18 protein-coding genes, 2 pseudogenes and 1 riboswitch are annotated in these 19927 nt (G+C 34.6%); of the genes and pseudogenes, 19 read left to right on the top strand and 1 reads right to left on the bottom strand.

Going from position 1 to position 19927, the window contains the following annotated elements; translation table 11 throughout:
• Positions 1 to 53: 53 nt before the first annotated feature.
• The 18 genes and pseudogenes from AC4CVH_RS04320 to tnpA form a co-directional block, all read left to right on the top strand.
• Positions 54 to 431, top strand: coding sequence for a VanZ family protein (locus AC4CVH_RS04320; RefSeq protein WP_490786506.1), 378 nt, complete (start codon positions 54 to 56; stop codon positions 429 to 431).
• Between the two features lie 138 nt (positions 432 to 569).
• Complete coding sequence (locus tag AC4CVH_RS04315; protein WP_490786505.1) at positions 570 to 2252, top strand: MutS-related protein; 1683 nt, start codon at positions 570 to 572, stop codon at positions 2250 to 2252.
• Positions 2253 to 2315: 63 nt separating this feature from the next.
• Positions 2316 to 2417, top strand: a riboswitch (purine riboswitch).
• 221 nt (positions 2418 to 2638) lie between these two features.
• Positions 2639 to 4156, top strand: coding sequence for an ABC transporter ATP-binding protein (locus AC4CVH_RS04310; RefSeq protein WP_490786504.1), 1518 nt, complete (start codon positions 2639 to 2641; stop codon positions 4154 to 4156).
• Between the two features lie 13 nt (positions 4157 to 4169).
• A complete protein-coding gene (locus AC4CVH_RS04305; RefSeq protein WP_490786503.1) occupies positions 4170 to 5240 on the top strand; it encodes an ABC transporter permease in 1071 nt (356 codons plus the stop codon).
• Between the two features lies 1 nt (position 5241).
• Positions 5242 to 6171, top strand: a complete 930-nt coding sequence (locus AC4CVH_RS04300; protein ID WP_490786502.1) for an ABC transporter permease — start codon at positions 5242 to 5244, stop codon at positions 6169 to 6171.
• A gap of 21 nt (positions 6172 to 6192) precedes the next feature.
• Positions 6193 to 7317 carry a BMP family ABC transporter substrate-binding protein gene (locus AC4CVH_RS04295; protein ID WP_490786501.1) on the top strand — a complete coding sequence of 375 codons (1125 nt, stop codon included), beginning with the start codon at positions 6193 to 6195 and terminating at the stop codon, positions 7315 to 7317.
• Positions 7318 to 7342: 25 nt separating this feature from the next.
• A complete protein-coding gene (locus tag AC4CVH_RS04290; RefSeq protein WP_490786500.1) occupies positions 7343 to 9124 on the top strand; it encodes an adenine deaminase in 1782 nt (593 codons plus the stop codon).
• 21 nt (positions 9125 to 9145) lie between these two features.
• Complete coding sequence (gene ade, locus AC4CVH_RS04285; protein ID WP_490786499.1) at positions 9146 to 10885, top strand: adenine deaminase; 1740 nt, start codon at positions 9146 to 9148, stop codon at positions 10883 to 10885.
• Positions 10886 to 10963: 78 nt separating this feature from the next.
• Entirely contained in the window at positions 10964 to 11494 is a 531-nt protein-coding gene (locus AC4CVH_RS04280) for a CDP-alcohol phosphatidyltransferase family protein (protein WP_490786498.1), read from the top strand.
• A 119-nt stretch (positions 11495 to 11613) separates the two neighbouring features.
• The gene (locus tag AC4CVH_RS04275; RefSeq protein ID WP_490786672.1) at positions 11614 to 11997 is read left to right on the top strand and encodes a class I SAM-dependent methyltransferase; all 384 of its coding nucleotides are present in this window, start codon (positions 11614 to 11616) and stop codon (positions 11995 to 11997) included.
• 92 nt (positions 11998 to 12089) lie between these two features.
• Positions 12090 to 12676: pseudogene (locus AC4CVH_RS04270) on the top strand (glycerol-3-phosphate responsive antiterminator).
• Between the two features lie 183 nt (positions 12677 to 12859).
• Complete coding sequence (locus AC4CVH_RS04265; RefSeq protein ID WP_490786497.1) at positions 12860 to 14167, top strand: ABC transporter substrate-binding protein; 1308 nt, start codon at positions 12860 to 12862, stop codon at positions 14165 to 14167.
• A gap of 64 nt (positions 14168 to 14231) precedes the next feature.
• Positions 14232 to 15140: a carbohydrate ABC transporter permease gene (locus tag AC4CVH_RS04260; RefSeq protein WP_490786496.1), complete on the top strand. Its 909-nt coding sequence runs from the start codon at positions 14232 to 14234 to the stop codon at positions 15138 to 15140.
• Complete coding sequence (locus AC4CVH_RS04255) at positions 15130 to 15951, top strand: carbohydrate ABC transporter permease (RefSeq protein WP_490786495.1); 822 nt, start codon at positions 15130 to 15132, stop codon at positions 15949 to 15951. Before AC4CVH_RS04260 ends, AC4CVH_RS04255 begins: the two co-directional genes overlap by 11 nt.
• A 10-nt stretch (positions 15952 to 15961) precedes the next feature.
• Positions 15962 to 17050: an ABC transporter ATP-binding protein gene (locus AC4CVH_RS04250; RefSeq protein WP_490786494.1), complete on the top strand. Its 1089-nt coding sequence runs from the start codon at positions 15962 to 15964 to the stop codon at positions 17048 to 17050.
• 18 nt (positions 17051 to 17068) lie between these two features.
• A complete protein-coding gene (locus AC4CVH_RS04245) occupies positions 17069 to 17887 on the top strand; it encodes a sugar phosphate isomerase/epimerase family protein (RefSeq protein ID WP_490786493.1) in 819 nt (272 codons plus the stop codon).
• Positions 17888 to 17914: 27 nt separating this feature from the next.
• On the top strand, positions 17915 to 18451 hold the full coding sequence (locus AC4CVH_RS04240; protein ID WP_490786492.1) for a flavodoxin domain-containing protein: 537 nt from the start codon (positions 17915 to 17917) through the stop codon (positions 18449 to 18451).
• Positions 18452 to 18516: 65 nt separating this feature from the next.
• Positions 18517 to 18678: pseudogene (gene tnpA / locus AC4CVH_RS04235) on the top strand (IS200/IS605 family transposase); the annotation flags it as partial.
• 6 nt (positions 18679 to 18684) lie between these two features.
• Here tnpA and AC4CVH_RS04230 read toward each other — a convergent pair.
• Positions 18685 to 19473 carry an amidohydrolase family protein gene (locus tag AC4CVH_RS04230; RefSeq protein WP_490786491.1) on the bottom strand — a complete coding sequence of 263 codons (789 nt, stop codon included), beginning with the start codon at positions 19471 to 19473 and terminating at the stop codon, positions 18685 to 18687.
• Positions 19474 to 19579: 106 nt separating this feature from the next.
• Here AC4CVH_RS04230 and AC4CVH_RS04225 point away from each other — a divergent pair, with 106 nt between their 5' ends.
• Positions 19580 to 19915: a winged helix-turn-helix transcriptional regulator gene (locus tag AC4CVH_RS04225; protein WP_490786490.1), complete on the top strand. Its 336-nt coding sequence runs from the start codon at positions 19580 to 19582 to the stop codon at positions 19913 to 19915.
• Positions 19916 to 19927: the final 12 nt, after the last annotated feature.

The raw sequence follows: 19927 nt of genomic DNA, 5'->3' as shown, positions 1-19927 counted from the left end.
TAATATGATAATATTTATTACAGATATATTAAAATAAGAGAGGGGGAAGATAAATGCTGTTTATGATTATAATACCGCTTTTTTTGGTGACTATATTAAATATTGCATTAAACAAAATCAGTAAGAAATCAGAAAAGAAAATATTATGGGAACATTACTTGTTTGGATATTTTTTTATATTGTATCTTATGATTAATTTGATAGCCGTAGTGGGTGTTCCTTCGTGGTTTGAGTGGAATTTATCATTGGAATTAGGACAGCCGATATTTCATATTGATAATATGAATTTAGTTCCTTTTAAAGATTCATTGAATATTACAAGCATACTCAACGTCATATTGTTCATGCCTTTTGGCTTTCTCTTGCCAATTTTGTGGGAGAGGTATCGTAAAATATTGCCAACATTCTTAAAAATATTTTTTGTAATCTAGCTGACAAGACAAAAGTTGGAAGCTTGTCAAGTGATACTTTTATTGATAAACTAGAGCCATATGTATATGTTGTGATTGCGTTTGTATGTGCTTTTTTGCATGAATTATAAAAGAATATTTACTAACAGGAGAGATTATATGTTATATATTTTAGGGTATATAGTGCTTGTTGCTGCTGTAAGTACTTTGTTTTCAGCAGGGTCAAAATTAAAAAATGATTTTAAAACAAAGGAAAAAATAAATAAGGGATGGGGATTAAAATCTAACAAAAAAATAGACATTGAAGAAATTCAGGATATATCAGGATATTTTAGAAATATAGAAGGCAGCTCTCAAGGAGAATACATAGATGATATAACATGGAATGATCTTGAAATGGATAATATTTTTAAAGATATTGATACTACATTCAGCAGAGTAGGACAGGAAAATCTATATTATATGCTGAGAAATCCTGTTTACTCAGATAAGAAGTTTCAGTTTAGAAATAGAATAATAGAGTATTTCGCAAAAAATGAAGAGCATAGAAAAAGTATACAGTATATAATTTCAAAACTCGGCATGAAAAGTGGTATCTCCATAAGCAATTATTTTTATGGAGATGATTTTAAAGAAATAAACCCTGTCATATACAGGATTTTAGGGTTGATTCCTCTAGTGTCCATTATATTTATATTTATAAATATACAATTGTTTGGGATAGTTATATTCACATCTTTTGTAGTCAACCTTATTGTTCATTATATGGCCAAACGAAAAGTTGACTACAGGCTTAGAGATTTCTCGTATATATCCCAAATAATAAAATGTGCAGATGACATTTTAAAAACAGGTTTGGATGATGTTGTTGGAAGTTATAAGAACAAACTCTTGGATTCCCTGAAGCATGTAAAAAAATTAAAAAATGTATTTCTTGTAAGTCAAAACAATGGTTCCGATATGGGGTTTATGATTGAATACATAAATATATTGTTTTTGTTTGATCTTGTAAATTACTCAAAAATGAGTGCAGCATTGAAAAAAGACGTGGAATATTTTAAAAATATATATTACATAGTAGGACTTCTGGACAGCTGCATAGCTGTTGCATCCTATAGAGAGAGAACTGAGAATTATTGTATACCAAATCTGCAGGAATCAAGTCACAAAGAAAATTCAAAGATAGTAATAGATGATATGGTTCATCCACTTATAGAAAAAGCAGTTCCAAACTCGGTTCATATAGAAAAGGATATTTTAATTACTGGTTCCAATGCCTCAGGAAAGTCTACGTTTCTCAAGACTATGGCAGTCAATATGATCTTTGCACAAACAATATGTATGTGCAAAGCTAAAAGTTTTAACGGGCCTTATGCAAAAATATATACTTCCATGGCTTTGAGGGATAGTATATCAAGTGGTGAAAGCTACTATATAAGAGAGATAAAGTCTTTAAAAAGAATTATTGATGCCATAAATTCTGAGATTCCAGTGATATGTTTTGTAGACGAGATACTTAGAGGTACAAATACAGTTGAGAGAATAGCGGCATCTTCCAATATACTTAAACATGTTTCTAAAATGAACTGTATATGTATTGCCGCAACCCATGATGTGGAACTCACCCACATACTTGAGAAATATTTTAAAAACTATCATTTTCAGGAGCGTATTGAGGAAAAAGAGGTATTGTTTGATTATAAGATACACTATGGTAGGTCGGTAACTCAAAATGCAATAAAGCTTCTTGAACTCCTTGGATATGAGAAAAATATTGTGAAAAAGGCACAAAATGATGCAGAAGGATTTTTGAAAACCGGGCTTTGGGAAAATATGCAATAAATTTTCCTGTTGATTTATATTAAAAAATATTGTAATATTATAAACAATGAAATGAAGTTATTTTGATGTTTATAAAAAAGTACCCGTATATGCTTGGAAATAAGGTCCGGGCGTTTCTACCAGATTACCGTAAATTGTCTGACTATGGGTGTTTGTAGGTATATTTTATTATGCTTGTAAACCCCTTTGTTATTCAAAGGGGTTTTTTTCGTAAAAATTAAATATTCAAATTCGACAAGTAGTATTTCAAGATATTGAAATATATGTTTGCAGGACGGGAAGCCTGGTAGGTATCTCGTTCTGCTTTTTTATTATCTAATTGAGCAGGGTATACTATATGGAAGATGGCATAGGTGTAAATCTTAAGTCATTTTATGGAGGTAGCTATGAGTAAAGAATTATTGCTTGAAATGAAGAATATTTCAAAGAAATTTGGAAATTTTATAGCAAATGACAATGTAAATCTTAATATCAGTGGAGGAGAAATTCATGCACTGCTTGGAGAAAATGGAGCAGGGAAAAGTACACTTATGAATATACTTACAGGTATTTACAAGCCGAATGGAGGTTCGATTTTTTTAAATGGCAAAAAAATTGAGATATTATCACCTAAAGATGCAGTGTCACTTGGCATTGGCATGGTCCACCAACATTTTCAACTTGTTTCAACATTGTCTGTTTCGGAGAATATTTATTTGAATATTCCAGAATGCAATAAAATTCTAAATTATAAAGGCATGGAGAAGAACATAAAGGAATATTCGGAAAAATTTAATTTGGATGTCGATCCAAAAGCAAAAATATGGCAGTTGTCGGTTGGCGAACAGCAAAGAGTTGAAATACTTAAACTTCTCTGTCGTGATACTAAAATCTTAATTTTGGATGAACCATCTGCAGTGCTGACACCGCAGGAAGCAGGGGAAATGTTTAAAACACTTCGAAGTATGGCAAATGAAGGGAAGGCTGTAATAGTTATCTCTCATAAAATGAATGAGGTCATGGAAAATGCAGATCGCATTACAGTACTTAGAAGCGGAAAAGTTGAAGAGTCCATACCTTCTTCTGAAGCTACCGTAGAAAAACTTACAAAAGCAGTTGTAGGAAAAAGGGATCCTAAAAGCACCGTTGAAAAAACAAAGGTTTCTAAAGATGCAAAAATAGTTATAGAAATGAAAGATATTTGTGCCTTGAATGATAAAGGAATAGAGGCCTTAAAGCATGTAAGTTTTGGTATACGTCAGGGAGAAATATTCGGAATTGCAGGTGTGGCGGGAAATGGACAAAAGGAACTTTCGGAAGTTGTTTCTGGAATCAGGAAGTTAAAAAGTGGAAGTATAAATATGGAAGACTTGGAGCTTGGAAATTCAAGCAGAAGCCGGCATATAAAAGCAGGGATTGCCTTTATTCCTGAGAATCGTTTGGAAATGGGGTTGATCCCTGAAATGAGCATAGAAGAAAATGCAATTCTAAAAAATTTTAAAGGAAAAGAATATAGCAATCATGGAATTATGAAAAAGAATGCCATAGGAAAATTAACGCACAAATTCATATCACATTTTTCCATAAAACATGGAGGTAAGGATTTGCCTGTAAGTATGATGTCCGGCGGGAATCAGCAGAAGCTTATAATTGCAAGAGAAATTGAGGGAGATCCAAAGGTTATAGTGGCGGCATATCCAATACGTGGACTTGATATAGGTGCAGCTGAGGTTATAAATCAAATTTTGCTTGAGCAAAAGGCCAGGGGTGCTGCAATTCTTCTAATTTCAGAGGAGCTGGATGAGATTTTTCATACCTGTGACAGGGTTGGTGTACTTTGTGATGGAGAGCTTGTTGGAATAAAAGATATAGAAGATACAAATTATGAAGAAATAGGCAAAATGATGTCAGGAGAATATGCTTAAGGAGAATAAAGCCATGATTTTTAAAAATGTTTTAGTAGAAAAGAGACAATTTACACCAAGATATATCAAAATTTTAATTCCTATTTTATCAATATTATGTGCGTTTTTATTAAATGGAATAATATTAAAAGCCATTGGATTAAATCCACTTACTGTATATGGAAAAATGATTTCATCATCGTTTTTTAACATAAGAGGTATTAGAAGTGCAGTAAATGCCGGACTTCCACTCATTTTCACAGGAATAAGCGTAGCTATTGCACTTAAGATGAATTTAAACAACATCGGAGCTGAAGGACAGTATGCAATGGGAGCGATACTTGGAGGAGCATTCGCTCTGTTTGGGCCACATTTAAATCCACCTTTCAATTTCATTGTAATGTTTGTTTTATGTATAGCCGGAGGTATGCTTCCAGCCCTTGCAGCAGCTCTTTTAAAGGCTTACTGGAATATTAACGAGACCATAACAACTCTTATGTTCAACTACATAATACTATTATTTTTGGATTATTTGTGTTATGGAGCCTGGATGGCAAAAGGCCAGACCATACCAATTACAAAATTCATCCCAAGAGATCTCTATTTGCCTTATATTGGAGATATAAACATCAGTTCAGGAATATTTATAGCTTTTGCGGTGGCAATTATTGTTATTTTTATTTTTAAATGTACGACTTTTGGATATCAAGTAAAAGTTGTAAAATACAGTCCAAAGTCAGCTGAGTATGCAGGCATCAAAGTAAAGAGAAATATTTTGCTTGTTCTTTCATTAAGTGGTGCTGTTGCAGGAATAGCGGGTTTTGTTGGTATTACTTCAATCATGCACAGGGTTCAGTCTCAAATGCCAAACGGAAGTGGGTATACGGGAATTGTAATTGCATATTTAAGTAAATTCAATCCAATTTTGGTTGTCGTTGTAGCTATTTTATTTGGAGGATTGGATAATAGCTGTGCTGTTGTTCAGATTATAGGTGTTCCTTCACAGATAGCAAAGATGATTGAAGCAAGTATTTTGATTTTTGTAATAGCGGGAGATTTCTTTGCAACTCATAAAATACAAATGTTAGACGGCAAGGAGGAATAATATGTCAGGCATTATAGTATCTATTGGTGCGGCGTCAATAGTTTATGCAGTATCAATTTTATATGCGGCTATTGGAGAAATATTTTCAGAAAAAGCAGGTGTGATGAATCTTGGCCTTGAGGGAATGATGCTAATGGGAGCCGCTTCAGGATTTGTAACTGCATATCATACACACAGTCTTTTTACAGCTATGCTTGTTGTTATATCAACTGGAATTTTAATGGGAGTTGTGTATTCATTTTTGACTGTTACACTTCAGGCAGATCAGACGGTTTGCGGAATGGCATACCTTACCTTTGGGGCAGGGCTTAGTGGATTTATAGGCAAAAAGGTTGCCGGACTTGCAGTTCCTGTTAAGTTTCATACACTGGCGATCCCAGGACTTTGTAAAATACCCTTTATAGGTCCGATTTTTTTCAAGCAGAACCTGCTTGTGTATATAATGTACATACTTTTGGCAATGAGCATGTTTTATTTATACAAGACAAGGTATGGCATGATTTTAAGAGCGCTTGGTGAGAATCCAAAAGCATTGGACAGCATTGGAATCAATGTATTTGCTCTTAGGTACATATATGTAACTTTAGGATGTATTTTGACAGCTGTAAGTGGAGCATGTATATCACTTGCATATACTAATTTCTGGACAGAGGGAATGACTGGAGGAAAAGGCTGGATTGCATTTTCACTTGTGGCTTTTTCGGGATGGAATCCAGTGAAGGCGGCACTTGGGGCAATCTTATTCGGTGCTATAAGTATAATTGGAATAAATATGCAGGTATATGTGCCTGAAATTCCGTCCCAGATATACAGTATGCTTCCATATGCTATAACTATAATCGCATTTATTATTTCAACGGCAAATTTTCGAAACAAAGTATCAAATGAACCAGCGGCACTTTGCAAGGCTTTTGACCGTGAAAAAAGATAATTAAAAAAGGAGAAATAAACTATGAAAAAAAGAGTTTTAAGTGCAGTGATTGTATTTTGTATGATACTTGTAGGCATTACGGGATGTTCATCATCTAAAGGAGGTAGTGACACTTCATCAAAGTCAACAGGAACAAAAGTTGATATGTCAAAGATAAAAATTGGAGAAATAACGTCTCTTGTGGTTAATGATGGAGGATGGTGTCAGGCTACACATCAGAGTTTGCTTGATGCAATGAAGGAACTTGGTATACCTAAGGACAATCTTATTACTATTGAAAATGTTGCAGAGGATCAGACTTCAGTTCAAAATGCATATAATGCCCTTGCAAGTGACAATGTAAATCTTGTAATTGGTGCAAGCTCAGGTTATGCTCCATTCCTTTCCGATCTTGCAGAGCAGAATCCGGACATAATGGTGGCTCAAAGTGGAATAAAGGCAGATAACTTAATAGGATATCAGATTAAGAATTATGAAGGAATGTTTGTAGCAGGTTATGTTTCAGAACTCCTTTCAAAGAGCAATCTTTTAGGATTTGCAGCTTCAATGCCGGAATCATCTGTAAGAGCGGCAGCAAATGGTTATGCCCTTGGAGCAAAATATGCAAATCCAAATGCGAAGGTACAGCTTATATGGAACAACACATGGTATAACGTGGATACTGAAACCCAAAGTGCCAAAACTCTTATAAACAAGGGAATAAAATACTTGGCAATGGAAGCATCTTCGCCGGCACTTCCACAGACAGCTGAAAGCAATGGAGCATTTTGTATAGGATATAATGTAGACATGCAAAAACTTGCACCAAAGGCAGTACTTACATCTTTTGAGTGGAATTTCACTCCTATCTTCAAAAAAATAATAACCAAAGTATCTAATGGAACAGCTACAACAGATGACTATTACTATGAAGGCGGAGATTGTGCAAAACTTGCTCCTTTCAATTCAGCATTGGTTCCACAGGATATTCAGGATAAGGCAAAACAGGTTAAAGCTGATATAGACAGCGGTAAAATTAAAATATACGCTGGAGAATTAAAGGACAATAAAGGAAATGTGCTTGTAGAAAAAGGAAAAATAATGAGTGATGATAAAATATTGAAGCAGAATTTCCTTGTAGACAATATAATTGGAGAAATGAAGTAATTTTACATAAGAAGGAGAAGTATTAATGGAGAAAACAATAGAAAATTTAGAGTTACTTATAAAGGCTGGAAGGGCACTTATTCCTGCTGAAAAGGCAATCACCAGAGGAATACTTGTAAATGTAATGACAAGCGAAGTGTATCCGGCAGATATTGCAATCTATAAAGATACTATTGTAGCAGTTGGAGATATAGATGGTTATATTGGTGGAAAAACAGAAATTATAGATGCAAAAGGCAAATATATGGTGCCTGGAATGATTGACGGACATATTCACAGCGAGTGTTCAAAACTTAGTATTACAAGTTATTCAAAGGCTGTAGTGCCGCATGGTACAACAAGTATGATTTCAGGACTTGACGAGTATATATCAGTAGCCGGTCTTGAAGGATTAAAGGAGGTATTTGAAGAAGCAAAGAAAACTCCTCTAAAAGTATTCTGGGGAGCTCCGTATAAAACTCCATATACTTTCCCTACATCAACTATTTCATGTAATTTTAATGAGAAAATTCACAGTGAAGTGCAAAGATGGGAAGAATGCAACGGTGTATGGGAAACAGTACGTGAAGCTGTACAGGAACTCGATCATGATACTCTTGCTGCAATTTCCCTTGCTTCAAAGAATAATCTTCCTGTGTTTGGATGTGCTCCAATGGCAAGAGGGAAGGATCTAAACGGATATTTATGTGCAGGAGTCAGGTTGGACCACGAAAGTTATGATCATGAAGAAGTAGTTGAAAAGATGAGAAAAGGCATGCACATGCTTATACGTGAATCATCAGTTACTCATTTTCTTGCAGAGAACATAAAAGCAGTGACAGAAGTAAATCCTTATCTTGCAAGAAGAATAAGTTTTTGCACTGACGATGTAACACCATCGGATTTGATTGAAAAGGGACATCTTGACAATGTTGTAAGACTTGCAATTAAGGCAGGAGTTTCACCTATGCAGGCAATTCAGATGGCAACAATAAATAGTGCCGAAGCCTATAGAATTGATGACAGAATAGGTTCCATATGTCCAGGAAAAATAGCAGACATTGTTTTTGTAGATGCACCAGAAAAGTTTAATGTTCTATCTGTAATGACAAATGGACAATTAGTGTCTAAAGATGATAAAATACTTGTCAATATAACTGCTCCTGAAAGAACTTCTGTTTTCAGCGGGGAGTTAAAATGCAAATTAACAGTTCCCGAAGATTTTAAATATCATGTGGATATTAAAAATGGAACTGCAAAGGTACTTTCAGCAGATGTTAAAGGACCTTTTGTCAGAAAGAGGAGAGATGTGGAATTAAAAGTTCAAAATGGAGTGGTTATTCCCGACATAGAAAAAGATGTAACTATGGTTTCGGTAATTGAGAGATTTGGAGTCAATGGCAACAAATCCCTTGGATTTTGTTCTGGATGGGAGCTTAAAAAAGGTGCTATGGCATCTTCTGCGGCACCAGACGATAATAATCTTGTTGTTATGGGTACAAACGCAGAGGATATGTCTACTGCAGCAAACTACCTTATTAAAAATGGTGGTGGCCAGGTTGTAGTTGAAGATGGAAAAATATCAGAGTTTCTTCCGCTGCCTATTGGAGGAATTGTAACAGATGAAACTCCAGAGGAGGTTTCAAAACAGGAAGAAAAACTTACTCTTGCAGCTAGAAAACTTGGATGCAATCTTCCAGATCCTATAATGTATATGATTTTTCTTCCAATTACTGCAATACCGGATTATGCTATAACTGATTGTGGACCTGTGGATTGTATAAATTTGTGTGTATACAATCCTATTCTCGAATTAAATGAAGAATAGATTAATAGAGAGGTAGTATTGATGGATAAAAACGGATTGAAAAAATTAATTGATGTTGCAGCAGGAAGAAAAAATGCCGACTTTGTAATAAAAAATGCAAAAATAGTTGATGTTTACAGTCATTCAATTATAGAAGGAAAGGACATAGCGGTTTTAGGTGCTTTTATAGCAGGCGTTGGAAATTATGACTGTGAAAATATTCTGGATGCAGAAGGTGCTTACGTTGCACCCGGGTTTATTGACAGCCATATTCACATAGAATCTTCATATGTAACACCAGAGGAAATTGGAAGGCTTCTTGTACCTCATGGAGGCACGACTATCATTGCAGACCCTCATGAAATTGTAAATGTTGCGGGTATAACGGGACTTCAATATATGCTAAAGGCATCAGAAGGGGGAAAGCTTGATATAAAATACATGCTTCCTTCCTGTGTGCCTGCTACTCCCTGGGAAAACTCCGGAGCAAAAATAAATGCAGCTGAAATGAAGGAGCCAATTAAAGACGAAAGAATACTTGGCCTTGGTGAATTCATGGATTTTCCGGGAATTATAAATGGGAAAGATGATGTTCTTGAAAAAATAATGGTTGCAAAAATGGAAAATAAGATAGTGGATGGTCATAGTCCGGGTCTTGCAGGTAATGCTTTAAATGCATATGTTTCAGCTGGAATTCACGATGACCATGAATGTGAAACCGTAGAAGACGCCAAGGAAAGACTTTCAAAGGGAATGTATGTAATGCTGAGAGAAGGTTCTGCCTGTCATAATTTGAGAACTATAATAAAAGCTGTAACTGAAGTGAACAGCAGAAGATTCATACTATGCTCGGATGATAGACAGCCAAAGACTATTTTGTCTGTGGGACATCTTGACCATCATCTAAAGATGTGTGTTGAAGAAGGGCTGGATCCAATAACTGCAATTCAAATGGCAAGTTTAAATGCAGCAGAATGTTTCGGACTTAAAGACAGGGGAGCTATTGCACCGGGTTTAAGGGCGGATTTGGTATTTCTTGAGGACCTAAGTACATTTAAAGTTAAAAAGGTCTTTATTAAAGGTGAACTTGTAGCTGAAAACGGAAAGTATCTCTTTCCTGTAAAACGCAGTGACGATTCTAAAGTTAGAGGGTGTTTCAATATAAAGGACTTTTCAGTGGAAAAGCTTAAAATGCACCTGAAATCAAACAGGGTAAAGACTATAGATATTTTACCTGGAGGAGTGGTTACAGGCAGTGGTGTGGCAGAGGTGAAAACTGATGAAGAGGGGAACTTTATATTTGAAGAAACTTCCGATATAGCAAAGGTTGCAGTAGTGGAAAGACATAAGGGTACAGGAAATGTGTCAACTGCATTTATAAGAAATTATGGAATTAAAACCGGTGCTATAGCCATTTCAATAGCTCATGATTCCCACAATATCATTGTAGTCGGAACTAACGATGAGGATATGGCAACAGCAGTTGAAAGCCTCGCAAGGCAGGGAGGCGGTATTGTTCTTGTAGAAAATGGTTCTGTTATAAATTCAATGCCTTTTGTAATTGGGGGAATTATGACGGACAAATCCGGCGAGTGGGTTAGTGAACATCTCACAAAAATTCATGAGGATGCCCATAATATACTGAAGGTAAACGAAACAGTAGAACCTGTTATGACGTTATGTTTTATGTCGCTGGCAGTTATACCGGAGCTTAAAATCACAGACGTTGGATTGTTTGATGTGACAAAGTTTGATTTTACATCTATAGAAGCGAAAAAGTAAATAAATATAAAAAACAAAGGGAATGGCTATGCAATTTTAGTCGTTCCCTTATTATAATTTGGATGAGGTGAGGATAATATGAAAACAATACCAAATTGCATATCATTTAGTAGGATTATTTTTTCAGTGATTTTAATTTTTGTCAAACCATTAAGCATATCTTTTTATGCAGTATATATCATTTGTGGAGTCAGTGATATTATGGATGGGATTATTGCAAGGAAAACCGGCACTACGAGTATGTTTGGAGCGAAGCTTGATTCAGTAGCCGATATGGTAATGGACATTGTGTTATTATTTGTATTTTATAAAATTGTAAATTTTGAGTTTAAGGTAATTATATGGATTTTTTTAATAGCCTTTATTAGATTAGCATCTATGATTGCAGCTGTGAAAAAGTATAAAACGTTTGCAAGTATTCATACTTATGGAAATAAAACAACAGGAATATTATTATTTGGATTTCCAATATTGCTTTTTTATATTGAAATAAATTCATTAATTTATTTCATTTGTGCTGTTGCAAGCATATCGGCAATTGAGGAGTTAATTATTCAATTGACATCAAGTGAACTGCAGATAAATAAAAAAAGCATATTCATAAAATGATTTTTGGCTAAATGAATTTATAAATATGTCTATTTTGTAAACTTTTACATTATAATATATAATATGTCAAAAGGGTAGTATTCTTCAACCCATCATTTAAGGGCACAGAAAAACAGGCACTGCGCTGGATAGTTGATAATTATTTATCGCCTACGCCACTTGGCAGAGCAGTATTTGCAGAAAAATACCTTGAAAATTCTGTTAAAGCCTGCGCAAGTCAATATTTGATTTTTGCTGCAGGGTATGATTCTTTTGCCTATCGTCAGTCTGATTGGGCATCAAAAATTGAGATCTTTGAAATAGATCATCAATTTACTGCTACGGATAAAGCAGGAGAACGTGCCAAAAAACAAGCTGCAATGGCTGAGTTGACAGGTCAAAAAATGCTTGGAAGTTATTCATACAGTGAAGTGGAAAAAATGTTGGCTGAAAGTGGTTTGGCAACAAATGCCACGATAACAGCCTTTGATAATGTTAATTACTGTCTTGCAGCTAAGCAATAAGTGTTGTTAATAGGTATATAACAATTGTTAAGTCAAACTTAAACTAAGTATAATGTGTTGTTAACCTGGATGGATTAAAATAAAGCCATAAAATGAATTTAGAAGGTGGAAGTTATTTGAATATAGGCGAAATTTTAATCAGCAATCCTTTGATAGCAGCAGCTAAGCACGAAAATTTGGAATTTGCGGTGAATTCAAAAGTTTCATTTGTAATTTTAATGAATGGAAGATTAAATGAGCTTGTGAGTCTAAAGTTTAAGTCATGCAATGACAAAAAACGCATAATCCTGCATACTGACCTTGTAAAAGGGTTATCTAATGACAAAGAAGCGGTAAACTTTATAAAAGAACATATAAATCCTGTTGGAATTGTTTCGACTAAAAGTGGTATGTTAAAGGCGGCAAAGAAGAAAGGATTAATTACAGTACAGAGGATTTTCCTGATTGATTCTGATTCACTGAAAAATGCCATAGCAAGTATAAAGGAGAATAACCCGAATGCAGTTGAGATTATGCCAGCTCTATTGTTAGAGATATAAAAAATGAAATTCAAAGGCCTATAATATTAGGTGGACTTGTTAAAAAAAAGGAGCAGATATTAAAAGGACTGGAGGCTGGAGCAGATGGAATATCATTTAGTGAAAGTGATTTGTGGAATGTAGATATAAATTCCAAGTAATTAAGTTACAAATTGGCGGAGATTTGAGAAAGCCATAATTATCTTTTAAAAGTTATGTTTGTAGTATGTATCTGTTATAAACATATTTGTGTGGGAGAAGGTGATTTTGTGTTTTTTTGAATCTCTGCTTTTATCTAATACATAATTAAAGAAAGTCTTGTACAGAATTGGGAGGAAAATATAATGAAGAAAAAAAATATCTTAAAAATGATTTCAATAGTTACATTGCTCACAGCAGCACTTACAGGGTGTGGAGTGAGTTCAAGTAATAAAGATGCAAGTTCAAATGGGAAAAAGGTTAAAATTGAATACTGGCATGTTAATGCTGAAACTCAGGGAGGAAAAACTGTAGACGAGCTGGTGAAAGACTTTAATGCACAAAGTAAGGATGTTGAGGTTGTAGCAAAATATAATCCGGATATGTACAAGGGACTCTTGCAGAATCTCCAGGCTCAGTCTGCAACTGGAAAAACACCTGCTATTGTGCAGGTTGGCTGGGCTTTTCTAGACTATTTTTCAAACAATTTCGATTATGTACAGCCTCAGGAGGTCATAGACAAAAATTTTCCAGAGGACAAAGATTTTATAAAAGATAAGTTCTTGCCAAATGTAACCAATCTTGCAAAGAACAAGGAAGGCAAGCAGGTAGGGATACCATATTCTTTGAGTACACCGGTACTTTACATAAACAAGGACATTCTCAAAAAAGCAGGACTTGATGAAAATGGACCTAAAACCTGGGAGGATGTTGTTAAGTTTTCAAATACTATTAAAGAAAAAACAGGAAAGTACGGTTTTTACATGCAGGAACCTGCAGACAACTGGGCTCAGCAGGCACTTCTAGAGAGCAATGGTGCAAGGATCATGAAAGACAATAAGGCAAGTTTTGCATCAGAAGATGGTATTAAAGCTTATGAAACTTATGCAGATATGGTTTTAAAAACAAAATCAGCATTGCATATATCATGGAATGAAGGAGTTCAATCCTTTATTGATGGAAACGTGGGAATGGTATATACAACTATTGCTCAGAGGGCGAACATTCAAAAAGGTGCAGCTTTTAATGTAGCTGCAATCAGTTCACCTTCATGGCAGGGAAAACAAAAAAGACTTCCTGCAGGAGGATGTTTCCTTGCAATAACTGCAAAAAGTGATGAACAGCAAAAGGCAGCCTGGGAATTTGAGAAGTATCTCTACAGTGTAGAATCCATGGCAAAATGGACAGAGGGAACTGGATATGTTCCACCGAGAAAAGACGTGGCAACGTCTGAAAAGGGATTGAAAAATTTCCTGAAAGAAAACAAGATGATGACTGCAGCAATTGATCAAATGGACAGTGTTGTATCATGGACATCCTTCCCTGGAGATGCGGGATTACAAGCAGAACAATTACTGATTGATATGAGAGATAAAATTTTGAGCGGTAAAGTATCAGTAAGAGAGGGTATGAAGTCTACCCAGGAGCAGATAAACAAGTTGCTTAACAAATAATTTCAGTTAATTAAAGGAAAGGTGGAAAATAGTTTGCCTTTCCTTGCAAATTGGGAGGATTCAAGTGAAATATAAAAATAGGGCTTTAAATTATAATAAAAGGCAGAAGATCTTGACATTCCTGTTTATTGTGCCATCTTTTGCAGCTTTTGCAGTATTTATGTTCTGGCCTCTTGTAAGGACGGTATATTTGAGCTTTTTCTCATGGAATATGATAAAACCTAAAAAGACCTTCGTAGGTCTTGAAAACTATATACAGTTGTTCAGGGATCCACTTACTTACAAGGTCATGGGAAATACATTTTTGTATATTATAATTCTGCTTGTAATAAATTTTGCAGCACCTTATGTTCTTTCGTTTATACTTTCAACAGTTATAAAAAAGAACAGGGGTTTTTACAAAAGCGTAATATTTCTTCCAAGCGTTGTATCACTTGTTGTAGGTTCTATTTTGTATTTATGGATTTTAAATCCCGTTTCAGGGCCGGCAGCTGTAATTGCCAGACTATTTGGAATTGCGCTTCCCGTGTGGAGCAAAACTGACGGACTTGTTATTGTAGTATTGAGTATTATAACTTCATGGAAAATATTTGGATATAATTTCATTGTAATACTTGCAGGGGTATCTGGAGTGTCAAGTGAAGTTATAGAGGCTGCTAAAATAGATAAAATACCAATGCATAGAATATTTTTAGACATTGTAATGCCAATGTCAAGTGCAACAGGTGTGTATATTTTTATAATGACAATAGTTCAAGGACTTCAATATGTGTTTACACCAATTAAAGTAATTACTCAAGGAGGACCCGACAATGCCAGCTCAAATGCCATCTACAATGCATATCAGGAAGGATTCATACTGTTTAGAACAGGCAATGCATCGGCTTTTGCCGTTGTGACCATGGTATTGTTTGTAGCATTGCTAATTTTAGAATTCAAATATGTGGAAAAGGGGATACATTATGAAAATTAAATCAGAATTTAAATGGCATGTACTTTTGGTGATATTTGTGATTATTGCACTTTTCCCAATAGTTTTCGCAGTTTCAAGCTCTTTCAAGGAACTGAATGAAGCTTATAAAAATGTATTTGAAATCATACCCAATAATCCAACCTTGAATAATTACAGGGAAGTATTTACAAGACTTCCTTTTGGGCAGATTACACAAAATACGTTTATTATTTCCATATGCGTTACTGGATTTAAAATTATAACTTCAATATTTTCTGCCTATGCCTTTGTATATTTTGATTTTAAGCACAAAAATATACTGTACTTTGCTTTGATAAGTACAATTTTTATCCCGTTTACAGTTACTATGATTCCTAACTATCTTACAGTTTCTAAAATAGGTCTTAATGATAATATTCTAGGAGTTATTCTTCCACAGTTAAGTGATGCTTCGGGAATATTTCTTATAAGACAGGCTATGAAAACTGTTCCAAAATCCTTGATTGAAGCGGCAAAGCTTGATAATATAGGACATCTTAGAATACTAAAGGATATTGTATCTAAAATTGTAAAGCCAGCCATTATCTCCACGGCAATCATGTTTTTTATTAATTCATGGAATGAATATGTGTGGCCGGTACTTATATTAAAATCAAAAACAAATTATACACTACCTCTTGCACTACAGCTTTTTATAAGCTCGGAGGGTGGAACGGATTTTACTATTGCAATGGCGGTATCTGTAGTGACTATGTTGATACCTGTAGTTTTGTATGTAGTATTCCAGAAACAGATTATAAGTACATATACATCATCAGGAATAAAGGGATAGGAGAATAATTATGAAGGAAATTGTATTTGAAAATATATGTAAGTCTTATGGAAAAAATGAGGTCGTTAAGGATTTGAATTTAACAATAAAAGAAGGCGAAAGGCTTATACTTCTTGGCCCGTCAGGATGTGGAAAGTCTACAACTCTTAGAATTATAGCTGGACTAGAGGATATAACATCAGGCAAACTTTATATGAATGGAAAGTGCGTAAACAATATACCAAGTGGTGACAGAAATGTGTCGATGGTGTTTCAAAATTATGCCTTGTTTCCACATATGACGGTAAAAGATAATATAACCTACGGGTTGAAAGTTCATAAAGTTCCAAAGGAAGATGTTGAAAACAGACTTTTATCTGTTATAGACACGCTTAAATTAAACGGACTTGAGGATAGAAAGCCAAAGGACTTGTCTGGAGGACAGCGTCAGAGAGTGGCACTCGCCCGTGCACTTGTAAAGAGAAGTGACTTTTTCCTTTTGGATGAACCACTGTCAAATCTTGATGCACAGCTTAGGGGACATGCAAGAAAAGAACTTGTCAAAATCCACGGGATGTACAATCAGACATTTGTATATGTAACTCACGATCAGGTGGAGGCCATGACCGTTGGAGACAGAGTTGCTCTTATGAACAAAGGTACAATTCAAATGATAGATACCCCATATAATGTATATAACAGGCCTAAGAATGTATTTACTGCAAAATTTATAGGTTCACCATCTATGAATATTTTTGAAGTAACTTGTGAAAAAGGTATGATAAATTTAGGAAAGCAAAGTATGCCCTTAGCAAATATATGGAAGAAAAAAGTGAATGAAGCTGGGTCAAATGAATTTTTCTTTGGAATAAGACCTGAGCATATAAAATTAAGCAGGGATGTCATAAAGGATGGGCTAAAAGGCATTGTAAAATATATTGAGGATTATGGCAACAAGGTTGGAATATATTTTGAGGTGGAAGGCAATGAAATCATTGCAATATCAGAGGAGAATGAATTTAAATCTGAGGATGTTGTATACTTTAGACCTGATTCTCCAAAAATACATTTGTTTTATAGAAGCAATTCAGTTTCAATCGGATATCCAAAGGAACTATAGGAGGGAATGAATTTTATTATGAGTATATATATAAGTACCAATTTATGCGAACCTGGTGAGATGGAATATATATTTTCAATTATGGACAGGATTAATGATAAAACTGTTGGAATAGAGCTTTTCCCGGAATGGCAGGATCGGAAATTCATAACTGAGCTGAATAAAAATATAGACAGATTAAAAAAATATAAAAGTACACTTCACGGCCCTTATTATGATACGGAACACTCGGCAAGAAGAGGAACAGTAGAATACAACAGAGCAAAAGAGTATTTTATAAATACACTTGAGGTATCGGAAAAACTAAATAGTGAATATATAGTGTACCATTACAACAACTGTAAGGTAGAAGATGAATGTAAGACTGATATGATAGATATCTCTGTAAAGAATCTTGCAGAATTAAATGAAATGGCTAGAATATATGAAGCAGAAATAGTAGTAGAAAATTCAGGAGTTCAGTCACTTGAAAATGTACTACTTGAACAGGAAGAATTTATAAATATTGCGCTAATGTCTGAAAACAGGGTACTGCTTGATATTGGACATGCATTTGCCAACGGCTGGGATTTAAATCATGTCATAAGTGTATTGAAGGACAAAATTGCATCATATCATATTCACAATAACGATGGAGTTCATGACAGCCACGATAGGATTGAAAATGGCAAAATGAACATTGAAGATTTTTTCGATATGTATAGAAAATACACTCCCTGTGCACATTTGGTTATTGAATACGGAAAACAGTGCAGAGAAGATGCGGATGGAATTATAGAAGATGTAGAAAAAGTAAGGAGAGAACTTTCAATGTATGATATAATAAAGCCATTGTAAATAAGTGAGAGTTAGGAGAACTGGTATATGAAAATTGCTGTTGTATACAAGTCCAAATATGGTACTACAAAACAATATGCCCTGTGGATTTCTGAAGCTTTAAATGCTGATTTAATGGAGAGGTCGTCTATAAATTATAAGACACTTTCAGGTTTTGATATAGTAATATATGGAGGGGCACTTTATGCAGGTGGTGTTATAGGAGCTGACTTTTTAGAAAAAGTTCAGTGTAAAAACTTGATTGTTTTCACTGTAGGCCTAGCAGATCCACTTACTACAGATTATTCCAAGATACTGAACAAGAATTTATCTGAGGAAACTAGGAGTAGGGCAAAAATATTTCATCTTCGCGGGAGTATGGACTACAAAAAACTTGGAATGGTTCACCGGAGCATGATGGCAATGATGAAAAAAATTACTTTTGCAGGAAAATCTCGTGATGAGTTGTCAGAAGAGGAACGTTTGTTTTTGGACAGTTACGGAAAAAAAGTCAATTTTGTTGACAGAAAAAGCATTAAACCGGTTATAGATTATGTCAATAATTTAATAGAATCTTTAGGGTGAAAACATACTGCAGGGTTTAATAGAATCCTGCGGTTTTTAATGTCCAAAAGAAAACCACCTGCTGTGCATGTGAAGATCATATACATATGATTTTATCAATACCACCAAAGATAAGTGTATCCGGTTTTATGGGATTTTTAAAAGGAAAGAGCAGTTTAATGATATTTGAAAGATTCTCAAATTTAAAATATAAATATGGGAATAGGTGTTTTTGGTGTAGAGGATATTTATTACTAGAGTTTAAGCAGTGATGCCATGTTTTCTCCGAGTACTGCATCTGAAATGGATTTTGAATTTGAAACTTTACGCACAGCTTCAATGGAAAGTTCAATATCACCAAAAGGTCTATCAACTCCAAAAATGCATTTTTCTGGAATACCATTTATTACGGTTTTTAATACAAAGGTAGAATAATATGCGGAAGTATCAAGAAATAGGTTCGGAGATTGTTTTGCCATATCCATTGATTCAAGCCAGTTAACACCTCCAAGGTGTCCTAATATAACAGGAGTTAGAGGATATAATGCGGCAAATTCATATATTTTTTTAATGTCATTTAGAGTCATTGGGAAAAATCCGTGTATCCATATAGGAAGATTGCTTAATTCTCTTGATACCTTAAATATATTCTCTAAAAGAGAAGTCATTCCAGTTCTTAAAGTAAATTCTCCCATACCACAGAAGTGGTTCCTCGAAATATTGTTATAAACATACTCCATTGTATCCTCTAAATTCAACTCAGGGGGGACAGCTCCAAATCCAATATAACGATTTGGATATTTCTCTATGGCATGTTTCAATTCTTCGTTGGATTTTTCCCGTATTTGAGTCATGTTTCCCTTTTTACCTGCTAAGAGGTCAGCGAGATATTGCATTGAACTTTTAACCTCTTCTGCGTTTTTTGCAAGTTCAGGATGAAAGGATGTGGAAAATAGGATAGTTTTTGCCACAAAGGCTTTATCCATTGCCTCAATATGTTTTTCCACAGGAAAAGTTAAGTGAGAATGTCCATCTATAATCATAAAATATCAATCCTTTCTGTATTAACTAATTTAATTATAGCCAATGTGAATATAATTAATAGTATGAACTTTTTTGTGATATACTATCATAAAGGAGAGTAATGATATGCTAGAGAAAATATGCTATTTAGGAAATAAAGAACCTTTTGAATATACATTGTCAATTATAGGCGGAAAATGGAAATTGAAAATTATTTATGCGATTGCCTGTATGGAGACTGTACGGTATGGTGTCTTAAAAAGAAATATAGGCGGAATCACCCATAAAATGTTAAGTTCACAACTTAAAGAATTACAAAGTGCACAAATCATATTGAGAAAACAATATGCACAAGTTCCGCCTAAGGTAGAGTATTCACTCAGTGAAAGGGGTAAAAGTCTCATTCCCATTGTAAAATCGATGTGCCAGTGGGGAAAGGAACATGACTGCAAAGAAAAGTAAGCAGAAATTTTT

It is taken from the genome of Clostridium pabulibutyricum (genome assembly GCF_058242705.1).
This window is presented reverse-complemented; position numbering and strand designations above follow the sequence as displayed.

Excerpts from the sequence above, each read along its gene's own strand:
- AC4CVH_RS04280 (WP_490786498.1), top strand. The coding sequence starts at position 10,964 with ATGAAAACAATACCAAATTGCATATCATTTAGTAGGATTATTTTTTCA.
- AC4CVH_RS04265 (WP_490786497.1), top strand. The coding sequence starts at position 12,860 with ATGAAGAAAAAAAATATCTTAAAAATGATTTCAATAGTTACATTGCTC.
- AC4CVH_RS04300 (WP_490786502.1), top strand. The coding sequence starts at position 5,242 with ATGTCAGGCATTATAGTATCTATTGGTGCGGCGTCAATAGTTTATGCA.
- AC4CVH_RS04305 (WP_490786503.1), top strand. The coding sequence starts at position 4,170 with ATGATTTTTAAAAATGTTTTAGTAGAAAAGAGACAATTTACACCAAGA.
- AC4CVH_RS04255 (WP_490786495.1), top strand. The coding sequence starts at position 15,130 with ATGAAAATTAAATCAGAATTTAAATGGCATGTACTTTTGGTGATATTT.
- AC4CVH_RS04250 (WP_490786494.1), top strand. The coding sequence starts at position 15,962 with ATGAAGGAAATTGTATTTGAAAATATATGTAAGTCTTATGGAAAAAAT.
- ade (WP_490786499.1), top strand. The coding sequence starts at position 9,146 with ATGGATAAAAACGGATTGAAAAAATTAATTGATGTTGCAGCAGGAAGA.
- AC4CVH_RS04310 (WP_490786504.1), top strand. The coding sequence starts at position 2,639 with ATGAGTAAAGAATTATTGCTTGAAATGAAGAATATTTCAAAGAAATTT.
- AC4CVH_RS04240 (WP_490786492.1), top strand. The coding sequence starts at position 17,915 with ATGAAAATTGCTGTTGTATACAAGTCCAAATATGGTACTACAAAACAA.
- AC4CVH_RS04295 (WP_490786501.1), top strand. The coding sequence starts at position 6,193 with ATGAAAAAAAGAGTTTTAAGTGCAGTGATTGTATTTTGTATGATACTT.
- AC4CVH_RS04320 (WP_490786506.1), top strand. The coding sequence starts at position 54 with ATGCTGTTTATGATTATAATACCGCTTTTTTTGGTGACTATATTAAAT.
- AC4CVH_RS04290 (WP_490786500.1), top strand. The coding sequence starts at position 7,343 with ATGGAGAAAACAATAGAAAATTTAGAGTTACTTATAAAGGCTGGAAGG.
- AC4CVH_RS04315 (WP_490786505.1), top strand. The coding sequence starts at position 570 with ATGTTATATATTTTAGGGTATATAGTGCTTGTTGCTGCTGTAAGTACT.
- AC4CVH_RS04230 (WP_490786491.1), bottom strand. The coding sequence starts at position 19,473 with ATGATTATAGATGGACATTCTCACTTAACTTTTCCTGTGGAAAAACAT.
- AC4CVH_RS04225 (WP_490786490.1), top strand. The coding sequence starts at position 19,580 with ATGCTAGAGAAAATATGCTATTTAGGAAATAAAGAACCTTTTGAATAT.
- AC4CVH_RS04245 (WP_490786493.1), top strand. The coding sequence starts at position 17,069 with ATGAGTATATATATAAGTACCAATTTATGCGAACCTGGTGAGATGGAA.